General features: G+C 72.2%; 18 protein-coding genes. 2 read left to right on the top strand and 16 right to left on the bottom strand.

Going from position 1 to position 19266, the window contains the following annotated elements; all coding sequences use genetic code 11:
- The first annotated feature begins 44 nt into the window (after positions 1–44).
- Positions 45–2252, top strand: coding sequence for a cytochrome P450 (locus tag ACFHVL_RS10260; protein WP_416627242.1), 2208 nt, complete (start codon positions 45–47; stop codon positions 2250–2252).
- Between the two features lie 37 nt (positions 2253–2289).
- Here ACFHVL_RS10260 and ACFHVL_RS10255 read toward each other — a convergent pair whose 3' ends face one another.
- The 3 genes from ACFHVL_RS10255 to ACFHVL_RS10245 form a co-directional block, all read right to left on the bottom strand.
- On the bottom strand, positions 2290–2547 hold the full coding sequence (locus tag ACFHVL_RS10255) for a hypothetical protein (RefSeq protein ID WP_416627240.1): 258 nt from the start codon (positions 2545–2547) through the stop codon (positions 2290–2292).
- Between the two features lie 45 nt (positions 2548–2592).
- Positions 2593–3663 (bottom strand): TauD/TfdA family dioxygenase, encoded by a 1071-nt coding sequence (locus tag ACFHVL_RS10250; RefSeq protein WP_416627238.1) that lies wholly within the window; start codon positions 3661–3663, stop codon positions 2593–2595.
- A 159-nt stretch (positions 3664–3822) separates the two neighbouring features.
- Positions 3823–3948 carry a hypothetical protein gene (locus ACFHVL_RS10245; protein WP_255554102.1) on the bottom strand — a complete coding sequence of 42 codons (126 nt, stop codon included), beginning with the start codon at positions 3946–3948 and terminating at the stop codon, positions 3823–3825.
- A gap of 344 nt (positions 3949–4292) precedes the next feature.
- Between ACFHVL_RS10245 and ACFHVL_RS10240 the strand changes: the two genes are divergently transcribed.
- Entirely contained in the window at positions 4293–4895 is a 603-nt protein-coding gene (locus ACFHVL_RS10240; protein ID WP_416627236.1) for a hypothetical protein, read from the top strand.
- A gap of 78 nt (positions 4896–4973) precedes the next feature.
- On the opposite strand, the gene ACFHVL_RS10235 is transcribed toward ACFHVL_RS10240, so the two are convergent.
- The 13 genes from ACFHVL_RS10235 to ACFHVL_RS10175 are packed head-to-tail and all read right to left on the bottom strand — an operon-like array spanning position 4974 to position 19236.
- The gene (locus tag ACFHVL_RS10235) at positions 4974–6596 is read right to left on the bottom strand and encodes an amidohydrolase (RefSeq protein WP_416627235.1); all 1623 of its coding nucleotides are present in this window, start codon (positions 6594–6596) and stop codon (positions 4974–4976) included.
- Positions 6593–8536 (bottom strand): FAD-dependent oxidoreductase, encoded by a 1944-nt coding sequence (locus ACFHVL_RS10230; protein WP_416627233.1) that lies wholly within the window; start codon positions 8534–8536, stop codon positions 6593–6595. The genes ACFHVL_RS10235 and ACFHVL_RS10230 overlap by 4 nt, the downstream gene beginning before the upstream one ends.
- Entirely contained in the window at positions 8536–10119 is a 1584-nt protein-coding gene (locus ACFHVL_RS10225) for a gamma-glutamyltransferase (RefSeq protein ID WP_416627232.1), read from the bottom strand. Before ACFHVL_RS10225 ends, ACFHVL_RS10230 begins: the two co-directional genes overlap by 1 nt.
- A gap of 20 nt (positions 10120–10139) precedes the next feature.
- The gene (locus ACFHVL_RS10220; protein ID WP_416627230.1) at positions 10140–10772 is read right to left on the bottom strand and encodes a cyclase family protein; all 633 of its coding nucleotides are present in this window, start codon (positions 10770–10772) and stop codon (positions 10140–10142) included.
- 25 nt (positions 10773–10797) lie between these two features.
- On the bottom strand, positions 10798–11610 hold the full coding sequence (locus ACFHVL_RS10215; RefSeq protein WP_416627228.1) for a creatininase family protein: 813 nt from the start codon (positions 11608–11610) through the stop codon (positions 10798–10800).
- Positions 11611–11641: 31 nt separating this feature from the next.
- The gene (locus ACFHVL_RS10210; RefSeq protein ID WP_416627226.1) at positions 11642–12097 is read right to left on the bottom strand and encodes a hypothetical protein; all 456 of its coding nucleotides are present in this window, start codon (positions 12095–12097) and stop codon (positions 11642–11644) included.
- Complete coding sequence (locus ACFHVL_RS10205; protein ID WP_416627224.1) at positions 12094–12858, bottom strand: amidohydrolase family protein; 765 nt, start codon at positions 12856–12858, stop codon at positions 12094–12096. The genes ACFHVL_RS10210 and ACFHVL_RS10205 overlap by 4 nt, the downstream gene beginning before the upstream one ends.
- Positions 12855–13862, bottom strand: coding sequence for an ABC transporter ATP-binding protein (locus tag ACFHVL_RS10200; protein WP_416627223.1), 1008 nt, complete (start codon positions 13860–13862; stop codon positions 12855–12857). Before ACFHVL_RS10200 ends, ACFHVL_RS10205 begins: the two co-directional genes overlap by 4 nt.
- Positions 13859–14944: an ABC transporter ATP-binding protein gene (locus tag ACFHVL_RS10195; RefSeq protein WP_416627222.1), complete on the bottom strand. Its 1086-nt coding sequence runs from the start codon at positions 14942–14944 to the stop codon at positions 13859–13861. The genes ACFHVL_RS10200 and ACFHVL_RS10195 overlap by 4 nt, the downstream gene beginning before the upstream one ends.
- Positions 14941–15624, bottom strand: coding sequence for an alpha/beta fold hydrolase (locus ACFHVL_RS10190; RefSeq protein WP_416627220.1), 684 nt, complete (start codon positions 15622–15624; stop codon positions 14941–14943). The genes ACFHVL_RS10195 and ACFHVL_RS10190 overlap by 4 nt, the downstream gene beginning before the upstream one ends.
- Positions 15625–15640: 16 nt before the next feature.
- Entirely contained in the window at positions 15641–16693 is a 1053-nt protein-coding gene (locus ACFHVL_RS10185) for an ABC transporter permease (protein WP_416627219.1), read from the bottom strand.
- Positions 16690–17559, bottom strand: coding sequence for an ABC transporter permease (locus tag ACFHVL_RS10180; protein WP_416627217.1), 870 nt, complete (start codon positions 17557–17559; stop codon positions 16690–16692). The genes ACFHVL_RS10185 and ACFHVL_RS10180 overlap by 4 nt, the downstream gene beginning before the upstream one ends.
- A gap of 30 nt (positions 17560–17589) precedes the next feature.
- Positions 17590–19236, bottom strand: coding sequence for an ABC transporter substrate-binding protein (locus ACFHVL_RS10175; RefSeq protein WP_416627215.1), 1647 nt, complete (start codon positions 19234–19236; stop codon positions 17590–17592).
- Positions 19237–19266: the final 30 nt, after the last annotated feature.

Genomic DNA, 19266 nt, shown 5'->3' with positions numbered 1-19266 from the left:
GGGCAACACCGCGCGGCAGCCAGCATCCGTGGAGCTCGCCCGCCATGACTGACTTCGATCACCACTCTGACGCCTGCAACGCCGACCCGGTCGGCTACTACCGCGCGTACCGGGAGAAGTGCCCGGTCGGACGGAGCGACGCGCACGGCGGCTTCGTCTACACCACCCGGTACGCCGACGTGGTCCGCGTCGCCCGCGACGACGACACCTTCTCCTCGGCCCGCGCCACCGCCGGCGGCGACGGCACCGCCATCGTCATCCCGCGCGGCCCCGGCCTGGAGCAGTACCCGATCGAGCTCGACCCGCCGGCCGCCACCGGCTACCGCGACCTGATCAACCCGCTGCTCACCCAGGACGCGGTCGCCAAACTCGCCCCGATGATCGCCCGGCACACCACCCGGGTGATCGACGCCTTCGTCACCGAAGGGTCCGTCGACTTCGTCCGCGACCTGACCAACCCGCTGCCGGCCGCCGTCACCCTCGACTGGCTCGGCTTCCCCGAATCCGACTGGGCCAAGCTCGCCAAGCCGATCCACGACATCTTCGCCGCGCTGCCCGGCAGCGACCGCGCCATCCGGGGCGCGCAGGGCCTGGCGTACCTGGACGAACGGATCCGGGACCTGATCCGCGACCGGCGGGCCGAACCCGCCGACGACGCGGTCAGCTACCTCGTCGCCCAACGCCGCGGCGACGGCGAACCCTTCAGCGTCGACGAACTCGTCTCGGTGATCGGCCTGCTGGTCGCCGGTGGGGTGGACACCACCACGTCGCTGACCGGATCCACCCTGGTGCACCTGAGCCGCAACCCGGAACAGCGGCAGCGCCTGATCGACTCCCCCGACCTGCTCGACGGCGCCACCGAGGAGTTCCTGCGGGTCTTCGCGCCGTCGCAGTCGATGGCCCGCACCGCCCGCGCCGAGGCGCACGTCGGCGGCTGCCCGGTCAGCGCCGGCGAACGCGTCCTCATCCCCTGGGTCGCCGCCAACCACGACCCGGCGGTCTTCCCCGAGCCCGAACAGGTCCGGCTCGACCGCGACGCCACCCGCCACCTCAGTTTCGGCATCGGCAGCCACCGGTGCGCCGGTGCCCACCTGGCCCGGCTGATGTTCCGCGAAATGATCATCCAGGTGCTGACCCGGCTACCCGACTACCAGGTCGTCGAAGACGGCCTCGTCGGCTACCCCACCAAGGGAAACCAGACCGGCTGGGACGCCATCCCGGCCGTGTTCACCCCCGGCCGCCGCGCCGCCGACGCGGCGACCGGGGGTATCCCGGTAGCGGTCGCCCGCCCAGGTGGCGACCGGGACCTGGTCGTCGAGGCGGTCACCACCGTCGCCGAGCAGGTGCTGGAGGTACGGCTGGCCGCCGCCGACGGTGCCCCGCTGCCGACCTGGGCACCCGGTGCCCACCTGGAGGTACGGCTGCCATCCGGCCGGGTCCGGCAGTACTCGCTGTGCGGCGACCCGGCCGAGTCCGGCCGCTACCGGATCGGCGTACTGCGGGAGACCGCCGGCCGGGGCGGATCCGTCGAACTGCACACCGTCGCCGCGACCGGCACGACGCTGACCGTACGCGGCCCGCGTAACCACTTCCCGCTGGTCGACGCCGACGAGTACCTCTTTCTCGCCGGCGGCATCGGCATCACCCCGATCCTCGCCATGGTCCGGGAAGCCGTCCGGCGCGGCACGCCGTTGCGCGTCGTCTACGGGGGCCGCAGCCGCGCCTCGATGGCCTTCACCGACGAACTGGTCGCCCTGGCCGGCGACCGGGCCACCCTGCTGCCGCAGGACGAGGCCGGCCTGCCCGACCTGGCCACGCTGATCGGCGGCACCGGCGACGGCGCCGCCATCTACTGCTGTGGCCCCGGCGCGATGATCAACGCGGTGGAACGGACCTGCGGCGACGCCGGGCGCACCGGGCAACTGCACGTGGAACGCTTCGCCGCCGGTGACGACCTGGAGATCGCGTTCGACCCGGCTGCCAACACCGAGTTCGACGTGCACCTGGCCCGCACCGGGGTCACCCTGCGGGTGCCGAGGGACAAGCGGATGATCGAGGTGCTGCGCGAAGCGGTGCCCGGGCTGACCTACGACTGCGAGAAGGGCTACTGCGGCGCGTGCGAGACCCGGGTGCTGGCCGGCACACCGGAGCACCGCGACTCGCTGCTCACCGCCGACGAACGGGCCGCCGGGCGCAGCATGATGATCTGCGTCGGCCGGTGCACCTCCGACCGCCTGGTGCTCGACCTGTAGCCGTGGCCGGCGTTCAAACGACGGAGAAGTTGGCACGTCAGCTGCTGCGGCGACGTCCAAACCGTGCACCACCAGCTCGAAGGTCCGGGTCGGCAGCCAGGCGTCGACCCGGACACCGCCCACCCGGGTGCACCACGTCGTCGTCCGCCACCGCGGCCGCCAGCAGCTCGGCCGGCACACTACGCGGCAGCGCCCAGTAGGCCTCCGGTGAGTCGACGCCGATCGACGGCGGGACGGTAATCCATACCAGACACTGTGCCAGCAGTCCGATGCCGGAATGCGGCCGGCCCGCCACGCTGCGACATTGAAGCGTGACGGGCCGTCCACGTACGGGAAGTGGTCAGTTGCCCCACTCGAAGTTCGGCTCGGCGGCCTCGGCGATCTTGAACCGGCCGCCCGGCGCCACGGCCGCCGCGCCCCGGTCGGTGACGACGTTCTTGCCGAAGCCGTCCACCAGCGGACGGCCGACGTCGCGCTTGAGCCACAGCCGCAGCAGGTGGCGGCGCCGCTCCGGCTCCGGGAAGTCGACATAGCCGGTCCGCGAGTGCAGGGCGGCGTAGTTCAGCAGCCACTGCACGTCGCCGGGCTGGAAGTCCATGTCCAGCGCCAGGCCCGGCTCCTGGGCGATCTCGTCGTAGAGGTGCAGCAACTCGATCTGCGCCTCGGTGAGCCGGGGCACCTCCGGGTAGTCCTGCGCCGAAAAGATCATCGAGCTGCCGGCGTACGTGCTGAAGACACCGTCGACGTAGCTGCAGATCGGCGACAGGTAGGTCTTCGCCGGGGCGTCGTGGTCCTGCTTGTACCAGTCCCAGTGCCACGGCTCGAACAGCAGCGGGGCCAGGTCGGGCCGGCGGCGCAGGATCTCGTTGTAGATGGTGGTGCCGCTGACCAGGCTGCTCGACCCGCCGTCCTTGGCGGCGCGCAGGCACATCAGCGCGACGACGTCGGAGCTGTCGGAGTGAAACGGCAGCCGGTCACGCACCCGCGACGGCAGCGCCGACGGGTCGTCGAGGGTCTTGTTCGAGGTGGCGATGACGTGGTCGAGCACGTCGCCCATCTGGTTCTGCCCCATCGGTACGCCGAGGTGCAGCCCCATCAGGTAGAAGATCGCGCCGGCGAGGGCGTCGCCGTACTCCTCGGTGCGCAGTCCGCGCACCAGGATGAAGCCGCGGCCGGCGTCCATCTGCTGCGCGCACTCGGCGTTGAGGGCGGCGCAGGCGGGCAGCGGGTAGTCGGCTGCGGTCACCGTACGCAGGTCGGGGTCGTCCGCGACGAACGTGCGGCCGACGGTCTCCAGCTCGGTCCGCTCGGCGTCGCTGAGCTGGTAGATCCATTCGGTGGAGGTGACCAGCTCGTCGCCGCGCCAGGCGGACGGGCCGGAGATCGGGGCCAGGTCGATTGCGGTCGTCATGATGATGCGCTCCGAGGTCGATTCTGATGGGAGAGTTGCCAGGTGTCCCGGTGCGGCGCTCGGGTGGCGCCGGCCTACCGGTTGGTCAGGACAGGGTTGGCTTCCCGCCGTGCCCGCTCCGCATGCCTACTGGCGGGGTCGGGTCGGCGGACTCGAAAGTCAGAACGGGGTCTGCGGGTCCCCGGCGGCGGTCCCGGGGCGCATGCCCTCGCGCGGCGGGTGAACCCGCAGCGGCTCCTCGTACCCGCGCACCAGCAATCCAGAGCCTTGCGGAACTCGGATCATGGCGTTCTCCTGCGGCTATACGGTCGTGGAACCAGCCTAAGCCAGCGCCCGCCGACCGTCAACAGAGACGCCATCTCGCAATATGATCGATCTCACTGACCCGTCCCTGCGGGCGGGACCATCATCGCAGTGCCCGATCGACTCGGCGGGTCGACCATTTCGAGGTGGCCGGCTGCGGGTTGACGGCCGGCGCACTTTCCGCCGGAAACCGCCCGTAAGGCGGCATTAGCACCTTAAACTTAGCTATGACCAGCACGCGGGCGAAGATCCGACACGCGATCGGCGACCAACGGATCATCCGAGTCCAACGACTCGTAGCACCCACCGTACGCCGCAATCTGACCATGCTGGCCAGGGTCTACGACACCGACAAGGCCCGCGGCCATGGTTACGCCACACTGTACGAACGGCACCTGGGTCCGCTGCGAAACCGTCCGATCAACCTGTTGGAAATTGGCATCGGCGGCTACGACTCCACCACCTGGGGAGGCGCGTCGCTACGTACCTGGCGTGACTACTTCCAGCGCGGCCAAATTCACGGCCTCGACATCGCCGAGAAACGTATCGACGAGCCGCGCATCCATGTACACCGAGGCGACCAGTCGGACCAGGCGTACCTGCGCGACCTCGGCCGCCGGCACGGACCGTTCGACATCGTGATCGACGATGGCAGTCACGTCAACGCACACATCCAGGCGTCGTTCGAGGCACTCTTCATCGACTATGTACGGCCATCGGGCTTCTACATCATCGAGGACATGTCGACCGCCTACCTCGACGAGTATGGCGGCGGCCCGCCTGGGCACCGCAGTACGTCGGTCGGTCTCGTCCAAGACCTGTGCGACGACGTGAACCGACGGCACTGGGCCGGATGGCATGGTAGATCCGCCCGTCCGGTCCACGCGTTGCACATCTACGAGAAGATTGCCTTTGTGCAGCGAAGTTGACCAGTTCGTCCAGTTTGGGGGCAGCCCGGTCGCGCCGATCACGGCCTACGGGCGTGAAACCTCCGCCGCCCGCATCGATCAATCAGCGGAGTACCGAACCTCGCCAGCCACGACGGTGGCCGCGACGGTGCCGGCGAGCAACGCGTCGGGGTCCGGGGTGAGTGGATCGACGTCGAGCACGGTCAGGTCCGCCGGGTCGCCGACCCGCAGCATCCCGCCGCCCCAGCCGGCCCGCCGATTTCCGGCCACCTCGGCGGCCCCGGTGGTGAACAGCGCCAGCGCTTCAGCCGCGGTGACCGCCTGGTCCGACCCGAGCGGCTCGTCGCGGCCGCGGACCCGGCGGGTCCGGGCCTGCCAGATGCCGTGCAGCACCGACATCGGCGGCCCCGGCCCGTCGGAGCCGCCGCCGATGGTCACCCCGGCGTCCAACCAGGACCGCAGCGGGTTCGCGGCAGCGGCGGCCGGCTCGCCGAGCCGTTCGATCAGGTTGAGCCCGAACGCCCACTGCAGCGCCGGATGGGCCGACACCGGCACGCCGAGCCGCCGCGCGGTGGCCATCGCCGCCGGACCCGGCCCGAGGTAGGCGTGGATCAGGTGGAAACCCAGTCCGGCGATCGGGGTGTGCGCCGCGACCTCGGCGAAGACCGACAGGGTGAGGTCGATCGCGGCGTCGCCGACCGCGTGCACGCCGACGCCGTGCCCGTGCGCGGCCGCCGCCACGCAGTGCGCGCGCACCGTCTCGGTGCGCAGGCTCTGATTGCCGTGGTAGTCGTCGGTGCCCGGCCAGGGTGTCGAACGCAGCGCGGTGCCGAGTGAGCCGCCGCCGTCGAGGAACAGCTTTGTCGGCCCGGCGCGCAGCAGCCCGGGTGCGGCCCGATCAAAATCAAGTTCATCGAGGGTACGCCGCAACTCCGCGTCGTCGACGTCGTCGCCGCCCAACGGCATCGCGACGGTACGCAGCCGCAGCGCGCCGGAGCGCCCGGCGGCCGCGTACGCGGCCAGTTCGGCGGCGGGCACCGCCGGGTCGACCGCGGTGGTGATGCCGTGCGCGAGCAGCTCCGCCTGCCCGGCGGTGATCCAGCCGATCCTCATCGCCTGGTCGGGTTCCGGGATGACCGCACGGACCAGGGCGACCGCCGGATGTTCGACGAGCAGGCCGGTCGGGGTGCCGTCCGGGTGGCGGTCGATCCGCCCACCCGGCGGATCCGGGGTGGCGGCGGTGATCCCGGCCAGCCGCAGCGCGGTCACGTTGGCGATCCCGTCGTGGCCCTTGCGGTCGAGCAGCACCGGCCGACCCGGCGCGGCGGCCTCCAACTCGACCGCCGTCGGCAGGCGGCGTTCGGCCAGGTCACCGGGGTCGAAGCCGGCGTCGGCCTCGATCCAGCGGCGGGTCGGGTGGCGACGGGCGTACCCGGTGATCCGGTCGGCGACGTCGCGGACGCTGACCGCGTCGTCCAGCCCGACCCGGGCAGCGGCCCGACCGGCCCAGATCAGGTGCACGTGGCTGTCGACGAACCCGGGCAGCACGATCCCGTCGGGCGGGGCGAGCTGCGGCGTACCGGCGGGGAGGGCGTCGCGGGCGGCGCGCAGGTCGCCGACGGCGACGATCCGCCCGGCGCGGACCGCGACGGCCTCGGCGCGCGGACCGGCCGGATTCAGGGTATGCACGTCGCCGACGACGAGCAGGTCACCGCCGGTCACGGCCGCACCTGCTGGAAGGCGAGCGCAGCGGTGATCGTGCGGGCTGCGCGGGCTCCGGCGTGGACGGCGTCGTGCAGCCGCCCCGGATTGAGTGCATCGCCGCAGCGCAACACCGGGCGGCCGGCGGCCACCGCCGTGGCATCCTCGTACAGGTCGTGGCGGGGCTCGCGGCCGACCGCCGCGACGATCAGCCCGGCCTGGAGAATCTCGCCGTTCACCTGCACCTGCCGTTCCTGCGTGATCCTGGCCCGGCCGCCGAGAACGGTCCGCACCCCGAGCGAGGCGAGCAGATCGGTCCAGGTCGGCGGGTCGTCGGGGGGTTCGGTGTCGAGCACCCGGTCGGTGTCGCCGATCAGCGTGACGTGGGCACCCCGGCGGGCCAGCGCGGCGGCGGTGCTGGTGCCGGTCCGACCGGCGCCGATCACCACCACCGGGCCGTCGGTGGGCAGCGGTACCGTGCCGCGCAGCACGTCGAGCGCGGGCACCGCACCGGACATCGCCCGCGCGACGCCGCCGGTGGCGACGACCAGTCCGGCCCACTCACCGGTCAGGTCGGCGGCGTGCAGCGGCTCGTCGACGACCTCGACGTCGCTGGCCGCGAGCCGGGCCGCCAACCAGCGCAGGTACGGGACGAAGCTGTCGTGCACTCCGCTGTCCACCGCGTCGCGCAGCGCACCGCCGAGCTGGCCGCCGGTGTAGAGCCGGACCGGGTAGCCACGGCCGGCGAGTTCGTGGGCCGCCTCCAGACCGGCCGGGCCGGCCCCGGCCACGACGACCGACGCCCCGGGTCCCGCCCCGACCGACGGTGCGGCGGGCGGCAGCTGCAGCGACGGATTGACAGTGCAGGCCACCGGCCGGTTGACCAGCGCGGCACGGGCGTGGCAGCCGTCGTTGCCGCGTACGCACGGGCGGATCTGACCGGCGGTGCCGGCGAGGGCTTTCGTGGCCCAGTCGGGATCGGCGAGGAAGGCCCGGCCGAGCGCTACCAGGTCGGCGGTGCCGTCGCGGATCAACGTAGCGGCCTGCACCGGGTCGGTGATGCCACCACAGGCGATCACGGGCAGGCCGATCTCGCGCAGTTCGCCGGCCGAGCGCCAGGCGGCACCGGGTGCCACGGCGGCCGGCGGCACCTGCCGTACCCGCGTCTCGTGGTTGCCGGACGAGACATGGACCGCGTCGACCTGGCCGCTGTCGGCCAGGGCCCGCACCAGGGCGGCGGTCTCGGCCAGGTCCTGGCCGCCGGGTTCGTGATCGCGGTCGGACAGCCGTACGGTGAGCGCCACCTCGGCGGGCAGCGCGGCCCGGCAGCCGGCGACGACCTCCAGCAGGATCCGCTGTCGCCGGACCGGGTCGCCGCCGTAGTCGTCGGTGCGCCGGTTGGTGTGCGGGGAGAGGAACCCGGCGAGCAGGTAACCGTTGGCGGCCTGGATCTCCACGATGCGGAAACCGGCCTGTGCGGCGCGACCGGCGGCCCGGCCGAAGTTGTCGACGACCTCGGCGATCTCGTCGACGGTGATCTGTCGGGGCCGCAGCCCGAGCCGGCGTTCGATGGTCGGCCAGGGCACCGCCGACGCGGCCAGCGACTCCCCCGGCAGGGTCCGCTGCCGGCCGGCGTGCGCCAGCTGCAGTCCCGGCACCCCGCCACCGGCGGCGATCCGGGCGGCGACGTCCGTCAGCGCGGCGGCGTGGTCGTCGCTGGCGATGCTGAGGTGCCCGGGGAAGCCCCGGGCGGCGGCGTCGTCGATCGCGGTGAACTCCACGATCGTCGACGCGCTCCCCCGCCCGACCCGCGCGTAGTGCTCCAGGTGCCACGGCTGGGCGAACCCGGCCGCGTCGGCGGCACCGGTCGAGGTGGGGGCCTTGACGATCCGGGACCGCAACTCGACCGGCCCGAGCCGGTACGGACCGGCCAGCAGCTCGGCGGCTCGTGCCGCGTCCATCAGCTGCCACGCAGGATGGTCGAGGCACCGTCGGCGCGGGGGTCGCTGGCCGCGTCGAGCCCGGCCGGGGTGAGCCGGGCCAGCTGCACGTGCCCGGCGTCGTCGTGCCGGTGCGGCAACTGCACCACCCGCAGGTCGAGGTCGGCGGCGGTCGCCCGCAGCGCGTCGGCGCCGGGGGTGTCGGGTTCGAGGAGCAGGCTGGGCTGGTCCTGGCCGACGTCGCGGGAGCCGATCACCCAGCGGGACCGGGCCAGCAGCCCGGCCGGGTCGCCGGTGGTGAGCGCGTCGGCGGCGACCTGGGCGAGGATCCACGGCTGGGCCCGGCCGCCCTGGCAACCGAGAGCCAGCACCCGGTCGGCGGTGGTGGCGATCACCGGGCAGAGCGTGTGCGGCGGGCGGGCCCCGGAGCGCAGTCGGCCGGGGTGAGCCGGGTCGAGACTGAACACCGATCCCCGGTTGTGCAGCACCAGCCCGGTGCCGGGTTCGCAGATGCCGGCACCGAAGGTCTGGAACACGCTCTGGATGAGAGTGACGGCGGTGCCGTCACTGCCGACCGCCGCGACGGCGACAGTGTCCCCGGCTGGTTTCGGCAACGCCGGCGGGGTCGGCCCGGCCGGGCGGTCGGCCCGCAGCAGCAGCCCGTCGAGGTCGATCGGGCCCATCCGGGGGTCGCCGAGCAGGGTGTCCCGCCGCTGCTCGGCCCGCCGCGCGGTGACCAGCGCCGCGGCCGGGTCGGCGGGCCGCCCGCTCCCGAGGTCACCGGCTGTCGTCGCGCCGAGCATGGCCAGCAGGGTCGCCCCTTGGCTGGGTGGCGGGGCGACCGACCAGGTAATCGTGTCACCTGCCTGGTCGGCGCGGCCGGACGGATCCGCAGCGCGCAGCGGTCCGGTGTGGCGCAGCGGGTCGGCCAGCTCGGCGGTGTGTGCGGCGAGGTCGGCGGCGGTCAGCGGACTGCCGAGGGCGGCCAGCCCGGCGGCGAACTGCTCGGCGAGCTCCCCCTGGTAGTAGTCGCGCCAATCGGCGCCGATCGTGCCGAGGGTGCGGGCCAGCGCCGGTTGGCGCAGCACCGCGCCGGCCGGCAGCGGCGTACCGCCGCCGTCGAGCAGCAGGGCGGCGAGGCCGGGGTCGACGCGGACCACGTCGATCCGACGCAGGATCGCGGCGGCCAGGCCGGGACTGACCGCGACGCCGTCGGCCGCCAACTCGACCGCCGGTGCCAGCACCCGGGCCAGCGGCAGCTGGCCGCCGAGGTCGGCGAGCGCCGCCCAGCCGGCGACGACCCCGGGCACGGTGACGGTGAGCGGCCCGCCGGGCGGCATCCGGTCCCCGGCGGCCCGCAGTGCGTCGACGTCGACGCCGGCTGCTGCCGCGCCGATCGACAGCACCGCCCGTACCTGCCCGTCGGGGGTGCGGATCAGGGCGATCAGATCCCCACCGGCGGAGCACTGGTGCGGGTAGGCGACGGTGAGGGCGGCCGCGGCGGCGAGGGCGGCGTCGACCACGCCGCCGCCGGCCGCGACGGCGTCGGCGGCGGCGGCCAGGGCGGACGGATGCGGTGCGGCGAGCGCGATGTCGATCGGCATGTGGGTCAGTCTCGCTGGCTTCAGTGCCGGGCGATCAGGATCGTCCGGGCGAACGCCCCGTCGGCACCGACCAGCTTGGTCGGCAGGCAGACCAGTTCGTACTCCCCCGGTGGTACGGCGTCCAGGTCGGCGTTCTCCAGGATGATCACGCCGGAGCCGAGTAGCGCGTGGTGGGCGTCCCAGGTGTCGGTGCGCCGGTGGCTCTCGATGGTCAGGTAGTCGATGCCGATCAGGGCGACCTGCTGCTCGACCAGCCACCCGGCGGCCTGCGGGGAGAGCCCGACCCAGGATTCGGCGCGTTCGGTCTCGCGTAGCGGCCCGGCGGAGTTGGCCGTCTTGAGCAGTACCCGTTTCGCGCCGGCCACTCCGGCGGCGACCAGGTGCTCGACGGTGACGTCGCCGTCGACGCCGGTCAGGTCGACGACGATCGCCGGGCCGACCAGGGTCTCCAGGGCGACCTCGTCGATCGGGGTGGCGCCGTCGACGAAGTGTGCGGGGGCGTCGACGTGGGTTCCGGTGTGCGCGCCGAGCCGCCAACGGGTGACGTTGGAGGCGTCGCCGTTGGCCAGCGACTCGACGATCTCCACTTCGGGTTTACGACCCCAGTGCAGCATCTTCGGGTGGATCGGCAGGGTGATGTCGTAGATCTTCACTGGGAGTCTCCCTTGCGGACGCGGGTCAGGGCCGGTGGGTCGGATCGGGCCAGGGTTCGCGCACGGCGGTGGAGACCGCTCTGGCGGTGGTGGCCACGCAGCGGTCGAACTCGGCGCGGCCGTGCTCCGCGGTGGCGTCGGTGACGTCGCGGCCCCACACCCCGGTGTCGCTGACCTGGTCCATCCGGTAGTCCCAGAACGAGTCGACGTCGCGGTGCGAGGTGGCCTTCGCCATCCGGACCAGGTCTGGGTACAGGTGCAGCATCACCGAGGTCTCGAAGTAGTTGGCGTGCATCAGCCCACGCCCGTAGTAGACGTGCCCGTCGACCTCCGGCCCCGGGTACATGGTCACGTAGGCGAGGGCGCGCACCCGCGAGTCGCGGTGGCGTACCCGCAGCTTCTCGGCGGAGACGTCGAGCGACCCGGAGTTCCAGATGTGGCCGTTGAGCAGGATGAACTGCCGGACGCCGCTGGCGTGCAGCGAGTCGATGACGTCCTCGACGACGGCGATCAGGGTTTCCGGGCGCAGCGCGATGGTGCCGGCGAAGTCTCCGTGTGAGGCGGAGACACCGAAGCCGATCGGCGGCACCACCGGCACGCCGGTCAGCGCGGAGACGTCGCGGGCGACGGCGTCGCAGATCAGCGTGTCGACGGCGAGCGGCAGGTGCGGCCCGTGCTGTTCGGTGGCGCCGACCGGAATGATCACCGAGTCGACGGCGGTGGCGGTCTGCCCGGCCTCCGGCCAGGTGAGGTCGGCCCAGGCGACCGGGGTGCCGGGGCCGCCGAGTTCGGCGGCGAGCGCCGATCGGTCAAGGTCAGAATCGGACGGTACGGACACGGTGTTCCTCTCGGTGTGCGGACGGGTCTGGTCACCAGGCGCGGCGGGTCTTCTCCGGCAGCAGGTCGAGGGCGCCGATCGCGGTGACGTCACCGTCGACGGTGGTGATCCAGACCCGGGTCTGCGGGCTGTAGTCGCTGATCAGCTCCCGGCACACCCCGCAGGGGGCGATGATCCGGAACCGGCCGGCGGGTTTGATCTGGACCGAGACGACACTGTCGACGGTCAACGGCGCGTCGGGGGCCAGCGCGGCACGGGCGGCGCCGAGCGCGACCCCTTCGGCGCAGATGGAGCTGCGCCGACAGGACCCTTCCAGGTGTACACCGGTGTGGATGGCGCCGTCCGGCGTCCGCAGGGCGGTGGCGACCTCGTGCCGGCCGGCGACCCAGACCCGCAGCAGCAGCCGCTGGGCGACGTCGAGCAGTTCGACCTCGCCGGGTGTCATCGCGGGCGGCGCCGGCACCGGGGCGATCTTGTCGGTGATCACGGGGTGAGCCCGAGGAGCTTGGCCATGTTGCCGCCCTCGACCAGCGCCCGGTCGGCGGCGTCCGGCACCGCCTTGGCGATCTTCATCCGTTCCAGGTCGAAGTCGGATCCGGGCCACTCGCTGCCGAGCAGGATCTTGTCGGGGCCGAGTCGGGCGTACGCCCGCTTGACGTCGCTGATCAGCGTCGCGGACGTCTCCAGGTAGATGTGCGGGTTCCGTTCGGCGACGATGATCGCCTCGGGGACGTTCCAGACGGCGCCCATGTGCGCGATGATCGTCGGCACCTGCGGGTGGCCCTTGGCGATCTCCTCGATGGCCAGCGGCGCGCAGAACGCGTCGTCGAGGGCGTTGATCAGCACCATCAGCCCGTGTTCGGCGCAGGCCTCGAAGACCGGGTCGAGCAGTCCGTGGTCGGCCACGTGGTAGCCGTGCAGGCTGGGATGCAGTTTGAGCCCTTTGAGGCCGGCGTCGGCCATCCGGGCGATCTCGTCGAGCGCGTCGTCGTCGGCCGGGCGGACCTGCCCGAAGCCGAACAGCCGGTCCGGGTGGGCCTTGGTCAGGCCGATGATGAAGTCGTTCTCGATCCGCTGGGCCAGCGAGCAGACCATCGCCATGTCGACCCCGGCGGCGTCCATCCGGTCCAGGATGCGGCGCGGGTCGAACGGGGTGTGTGGCGGCGGTGCCTGGCCGGGCCGGACACCGGTGAGGTAGTCGGATCGGCCCCGGACGTCCTGGGTGGTGTTGTAAGCGTCGATGATCATCGTGGTGCGCCTCCGGTGGTGACGGTCGATGGCGCCGGAACATCCTCCGGCACCAGTGGCAGGTGGCAGCGGACGGTGCGGTCCGCGGCGAGGTGCCGCAGCGCCGGGGGTTCGTTGCGGCAGCGGTCGACGGCGTACCGGCAGCGGGTGTGGAACAGGCAGCCGGTCGGCGGGTGGGCGGGGTCGGGCAGTTCGCCGGCGAGCACGATGCGCTCCCGGCCGGGGGTCCGCTCCAGGGTGGGCACGGCGGAGAGCAGCGCCTCGCTGTACGGGTGGGCCGGCCCGGCGAAGAAGGTGTCCCGGTCGGCGATCTCGATGATCTCGCCGAGGTACATGACGGCGATCCGGTCGGCGACATGCCGTACGACTCCGAGGTCGTGCGAGATGAACAGCATGGTCAGGCCGCGTTCGCTGGTGAGGTCGGCGAGCAGGTTGACCACCTGGGCCTGGATGGAGACGTCGAGGGCGGAGACGGGTTCGTCGGCGACGATGAACCGGGGCGACGGGGCGAGCGCGCGGGCGATGCCGATGCGCTGCCGCTGCCCGCCGGAGAATTCGTGCGGGTGGCGGCGGCCGGCGTCGCGGCCGAGTCCGACGAGGTCGAGCAGGTCGTCCACGACGCGGGTGGCCTCGGCCCGGCTGACGCCCCGACCGCGCAGCAGCGGCTCGGCGATGCTGTCGGCGATCCGCCGCCTCGGATTGAGCGAGCTGAACGGATCCTGGAAGACCATCTGCAGGTCGGCGCGGGCCTGCCGGAACACGGTGCCGCGCAGGCCGGTCAACTCCTTGCCGACCAGCCGGACGCTGCCGGCGGTGGGTTCGGTGATCCGCAGGATCGCCCGGCCGAGGGTGGATTTGCCGCAGCCGGATTCGCCGACCAGACCGAGGGTTTCGCCTTCGCGGATCTCCAGGTCGACGTCGCGTACGGCACGCACCGGGTCGCCGCCACGGCCGGGGTACTCGACCCGCAGGCCGGTCAGCTGGATCAGCGGCACGCCGGTCACGGTCGACCTCCGGTTTGCGCGGGAGCACGGCCGGCGTCGGCGGGAGCGCGGCCGGCCGCAGTCCGGGCGCGACCGGCGGCGCCGGCCGGCTCGTCGAGCAGGCAGGCGTCGAGGTGACCGGGGTCGCCGTACCGGCGGGTCAGCTCGGGTGGGGCGGTGCGGCAGGCGTCGTGGGCGAAGGCGCAGCGCGGGGTGAAGCCGCAGCCGGACGGGCGGGTGACGCCGGTGAGCGGGCTGCCGGGGATGGCCGGCAGCCGGTCGGCGACCGGACCGTCCACCCGGGGCACCGAGTCGAGCAGCCCCATGGTGTACGGGTGTTGCGGGTTGTACAGCACCTGGTCGCGGGTGCCCTGCTCGACGATGCGTCCGCCGTACATGACGGCGACCCGGTCGGCGACCTCGGCGACCACCCCGAGGTCGTGGGTGATCAGCACGATGGAGGTGCCGTGTTCGCCCTGCAGCCGATTGAGGGTGGCCAGCACCTGTGCCTGGATGGTGACGTCGAGGGCGGTGGTGGGCTCGTCGGCGATCAGCACGGTCGGATCGTTGGCCAGCCCGACGGCGATCATGACGCGTTGCCGCATGCCGCCGGAGAGCTGGTGCGGGTAGGCGCGGGCGTTGCGGGCCGGGTTGGCGATCCCGACGTCGGCGAGGAGTTCCTCGGCCCGCTGCCAGGCCCGCGCCCGGCTGACCCGCTGATGGGTGCGGATCATCTCGGCGACCTGCGCGCCGGCCCGCTGCAGCGGGTTGAGCGCGGCGAGGGCGTCCTGGAAGACGACGGAGATGTCCCGGCCCCGGACCCGGCGCAGGGTGCGCTCGCTGGCGGCGACCAGGTTCTGCCCGCCGAAGCGCACCTCGCCGGTGATGTGGGTGCCGGCTGCCCGGTTCAGCCCGACCAGGCTCATCGCCAGGGCGGACTTGCCGGAGCCGGATTCGCCGACCAGGGCGAGGATCTCGCCGGCGTACAGGTCGAGGTCGACGCCGGCGACTGCGGGCAACCGCCCGGCCGGCACGTCGAACTCGACCCGCAGCCCCCGGACGGTGAGCACGGGCTGGTGGTCGGTCGCCGGGGCGGAGGTCACCGGGGCGCTCCGGTGATGTTGGCGGCGGCCCGCTCGACCAGGTCGGCGACCTCACGGGGCCAGACCCGGGGGGTGAAGTGGCTGCCGGTGATTTCGGAGATGGTGGCGCCGGATCGGGTGGCCATGTCCCGTTGGATGTCCGGGCGTAGCGTCTTGTCCTGCGCGGCGACCAGGTACCAGGCGGGCCTGGCCCGCCAGGCCGGTACGCCGGTCGCCTCGGCGAAGATGGCGTCGGCGCTGGGCCGGGAGTCGGCGTCGAAGCTGGCCCGTTCGGCCTCGGGCACGTCCCAGCCGATCTCCGCCCAGTACTCGGGGCTGTGTTCGGAGGCCCATTCGCCGTCCGGTCCGCGTCGCATGTGCTTGCTGACCTCGGCCGGCGGGTAGCGCCCGATGATGTCCTGCACCGACTCGCCTTCGTCGGGGGCGAACGCGCAGATGTAGACGAGGCCGGCGACGCGCTCGTCGCGGCCGACGTTCGTGATCACCACGCCGCCGTAGGAGTGGCCGACCAGCAGCACCGGGCCGGCGCAGTCGTCGAGGACGCCGGTGGTGTTGGCGACGTCCTCGCGCAGGGAGTTCATCGGGTTGGTGACCAGGTGCACCTGGTGTCCGGCGGCCCGCAGCAGCGGCGCGACGCGTGACCAGGTGCTCGGGGTGCCGCCGGCTCCATGCACCAGCACGATATCCATGATGGACTCATCCCTTCCGCAGGCGTGGATCGAGGACCAGGTAGAACAGGTCGACAGCGGCGTTGACCAGTACGAACAGCAGCGCGATGGCCAGCGCGGCGCCCTGCACCACCGGGTAGTCGCGTTGCAGTACCGAACTGACCAGCAGGTTGCCGACCCCGGGGTAGGAAAAGACGGTCTCAGTGATCACCGAACCGCCGAGCAGCGAGCCGAACTGCAGTCCGAGCACGGTGACGATGGGCAGGCCGGCGTTGCGCAGCACGTGCCGGCGCAGGATGGTCCGCTCCCGCAGCCCTTTCATCCGGGCGGTCCGCACGAAGTCGTCGCTGAGCACCTCCAGCACCGAGGCGCGCACGATCCGGGTGATGAACCCGGCCATCGCCAGGGCCAGGGTGGTGGCGGGCAGGATCAGGTAGTGCAGCCATGGCCAGACCAGCTCGGGGCGGTCCTGCAGGATCGCGTCGAGCAGCACGAAGTTGGTGGTGGGTCGGTAGTCGAGCTGGCTGGGCAGCCGGCCGAGCACCGGCATCCAACGCAGCCAGACTCCGAAGATCACGATGCTGAGCACACCGAGGGCGAACCAGGGCAGCGAGAAGCTGACCGTGGCGATGGACCGGGTGGCGGTGTCCACCCAGGTGTCCTTGCGCAACGCGGCGATCACTCCGGTGACCACCCCGATCGCGACCGCGATCAGCATCGCCGCCACGGTCAGCTCGATGGTGGCCGGCAGCGCCCCGCCGAGCAGGATCAGCACGTTGTTGCCGCCGTAGAACGACCGGCCGAGGTCGAGCTGAGCCAGGTCGCCGAGGTAGATGAGGTACTGCTCCCAGATCGGCCGGTCCAGGCCGAGCGCTTCGTTGATCCGGGCTTCGCTGGCGGAGATCTGCTCGGCGGTGAGGCCCTGGGTGCCGGTGACCGCGAGGGTCGACGACGGCGAACCGGGCAGTCGACGGATGGCCAGGAACACCAGCGACGCCAGAACGAACAGCACCAGCGGCACGCTGGCCAGCCGACGCAGCGTCAGCATCGGCAGCGACCGGCCGCGCAGCAGGCGGATCATCGGCGGCTCCTCGGGTCCAGCGCGTCGCGCAAGTCGTCGCCGACGAAGTTGCAGGCGACCACGAAGACCAGGGTCAACGCGGCGGGAAGCACCACCAGGCGGGGCGCGGAGTAGATGAACTCCTGGCCGGCCTGCACCATGTAGCCCCAGTCCGGGGTGGGCGGCTGGATGCCGAGGCCGAGGTAGGACAGGCCGGCGGCGAACCCGGCGGCGACCGACAGGGTCATCACCACCTGGGCGAGCATCGGGCCGGTGATGTTGGGCAGGATCTCCTGGACGATGACGCGGGGTGACCGGGTGCCACCGAGACGGGCGGCGAGCACGTAGTCACGGGCGGCCTCACGGGCGGTCAACGCCCGGGCCAGCCGGGCCAGGCCGGGCGAGAGCGCGAGGCCGACCCCGATGACCAGGCTGCGTACGCCGGGTCCGCTGGCGGCGACCACCAGAATGATCAGCAGCATCGACGGGAAGGCCAGCCCGATGTCGGTGACCCGCATCAGGATCTGCTCCCCCCAGCCGCCGAGGTAGCCGGCGAGCATGCCGACGGTGGTGCCGATCGCCGCGGCGAGGACGGTGGCGAGGAAGGCGACCAGCAGCAGCGGCTGGGCCCCGTACACCAGTCTGGCCAGAAGGTCGCGGCCCAGGTCGTCGGTGCCGAGCGGGTGCCCGGGTGCACCGAGCCCGGCGAGGGTGACGTTGGTCTGCCGCTCCGGGTCGGCGCCGACCAGCAGCGGTCCGACGGTGGCCATCAGCACGAAGCCGATGACCACCAGCCAGGAGATGGCGGCCAGCCAGGACCGGGCGATGGAGCGCCGCGCGTAGGCGGCACTCCATCGCCCTACCGGCCGCGCCTCTGCGACCGTCACTGATCCCCCGGCTGGGTCGAGGGCCGATGCTCAGACACTGGCGTTCTCCATGAAGCAGCGGTGGTTGCCGAGCGCGGTCACGTTGGCGCCCTCGACGTTGGCGCCGGTGACCACCGGGTTTGCGGAGTAGCAGAGCATCGACAGCACCATGTACTGCTCGGCGAAGCGCCGCTGGATGTCCGAGTAGGCTGCGGTGCGCTCGGCTCCGTTGGGCAGGTTCTTCGCGGCGGCCAGGTCGGTGGCGAAGACCTCGGATCCGGGCAGGGTGTTGAAGCCGGAGGTGAAGTCGCCGTACACCCCGGACGGCAGGCCCATCGCACCGATCATGTTGTCCGGGTCCGGGATGTAGGAGTTGCGTTCCCAGATCATCAGCTCGTGGAACGGGTCGTCCGGGTCGAGCAGCCGACTGAAGTAGGTGGCCGGGTCGACCGAGTCGCTGACCACGGTCAGCCCGATGTCGGTGAGGTTCTGCGCGACGATCTGCGCGGCCCGGGGGTGCCACGAGTCGCTGGCGGCCATCAGCGCCACCTGACGACCGGTCGCGCCGGCGGCTTCGATGAGCCGGCGGGCCTCGTCCGGATCGAACGGGCTCAGGTCGGCCAGGCCGGGGTCGTAGCCCTGCTGCGACGGCGGGATGGTGTAGCCGTCGGGCAGCGCGGCGACGCCGAAGAAGGCCTGGGCCATGATCGCTTCCCGGTCGATGGCCATGTTGATCGCCTGGCGGACCTCCAGCTCGGGAATCCGCCTGGCATCGATCATCATCATCGCGTCGAAGCTGTGCGGCGTCTCGTGGAAGGTGACCGCGTCGTCGGCCCGCAGCTGTTCGATAGCCGAGTACGGGGTGAACTGGGTGGCGGACAGGTCCCCGGTGAGCAGCGAGCTGACGATGGCCGACGGGTCCTGTACCTGCTGCAGCACCAGTCGGTCGACCTTGGGCCGGCCGGTGCGGTAGTCCTCGAACGCGGTCAGCACGACCTGCTGCCCGGCGGTCGCCGTGGAGAGCTGGAACGGGCCGGTGCCGACCAGGTTCTTGCCGATGTCGGCGCCGTACTCGTCGAGGGCCGCCTTGGAGATGATCCGGCCGCCGATGTCGGAGAGCCGGTTCAGCACGGTGGCGTCGGGGCTGTTGAGCACCATCACCACGGTGCCGTCATCGGGGGCGTCGAGGGAGGCGACGTTCGCGCCAAGGCTGCGCAGTGGCCGGGACGCCCCCTCGGGCAGGGTCGGATCGTCCTCGTTGAACTGCCGACCGAGGCTGGCAAGCACGTCGGCGGAGGTGAAGGTGTTGCCGTCGTGGAAGGTGACGCCCTCGCGCAGTTTGAACGTGTAGGTCAGTCCGTCGTCGGAGATCTCCCAGCTCTCGGCCAGGTCGGGCTGCGGATCGGTGGTTTCGAACGAGATGAAGGTCAGGCCGCGGCAGATGCAGTCGACGGCCATCCAGTCGCCGAGCGAGGTGTAGAAGGCCGGGTCGGCGACGGCGCTGGTGGCGTCGATGCCGAGGGTAAGGGTGCCGCCGCTGCTGGTGGCGTCGTCGCCGTCGTCGTTGCCGTCGGAGGCGACGCCACAGGCAGCGATCAGGCTGCTGGCACCGAAACCGAGACCGATCAGGCCGGCGCCCCGCAGCATCGCGCGGCGGGATATCAGGTTCTGCGGGATATTCCGGGAATTGTCCGACATCGCGCACTCCTCGACAGAGTAGGAGAGGAA

This window comes from Micromonospora sp. LOL_023 (genome assembly GCF_048060115.1).
Lineage (GTDB): Bacteria > Actinomycetota > Actinomycetes > Mycobacteriales > Micromonosporaceae > Micromonospora_E.
The sequence above is the reverse complement of the archived record's forward strand: the minus strand, read 5'-3'. Positions and strand labels throughout refer to the sequence as shown.

Coding starts and splice junctions, on each gene's coding strand:
- ACFHVL_RS10260 (WP_416627242.1), top strand. CDS start 45: ATGACTGACTTCGATCACCACTCTGACGCCTGCAACGCCGACCCGGTC.
- ACFHVL_RS10250 (WP_416627238.1), bottom strand. CDS start 3,663: ATGACGACCGCAATCGACCTGGCCCCGATCTCCGGCCCGTCCGCCTGG.
- ACFHVL_RS10245 (WP_255554102.1), bottom strand. CDS start 3,948: ATGATCCGAGTTCCGCAAGGCTCTGGATTGCTGGTGCGCGGGTACGAG.
- ACFHVL_RS10240 (WP_416627236.1), top strand. CDS start 4,293: ATGCTGGCCAGGGTCTACGACACCGACAAGGCCCGCGGCCATGGTTAC.
- ACFHVL_RS10230 (WP_416627233.1), bottom strand. CDS start 8,536: ATGGACGCGGCACGAGCCGCCGAGCTGCTGGCCGGTCCGTACCGGCTC.
- ACFHVL_RS10225 (WP_416627232.1), bottom strand. CDS start 10,119: ATGCCGATCGACATCGCGCTCGCCGCACCGCATCCGTCCGCCCTGGCC.
- ACFHVL_RS10205 (WP_416627224.1), bottom strand. CDS start 12,858: ATGATCATCGACGCTTACAACACCACCCAGGACGTCCGGGGCCGATCC.
- ACFHVL_RS10185 (WP_416627219.1), bottom strand. CDS start 16,693: ATGATCCGCCTGCTGCGCGGCCGGTCGCTGCCGATGCTGACGCTGCGT.
- ACFHVL_RS10175 (WP_416627215.1), bottom strand. CDS start 19,236: ATGTCGGACAATTCCCGGAATATCCCGCAGAACCTGATATCCCGCCGC.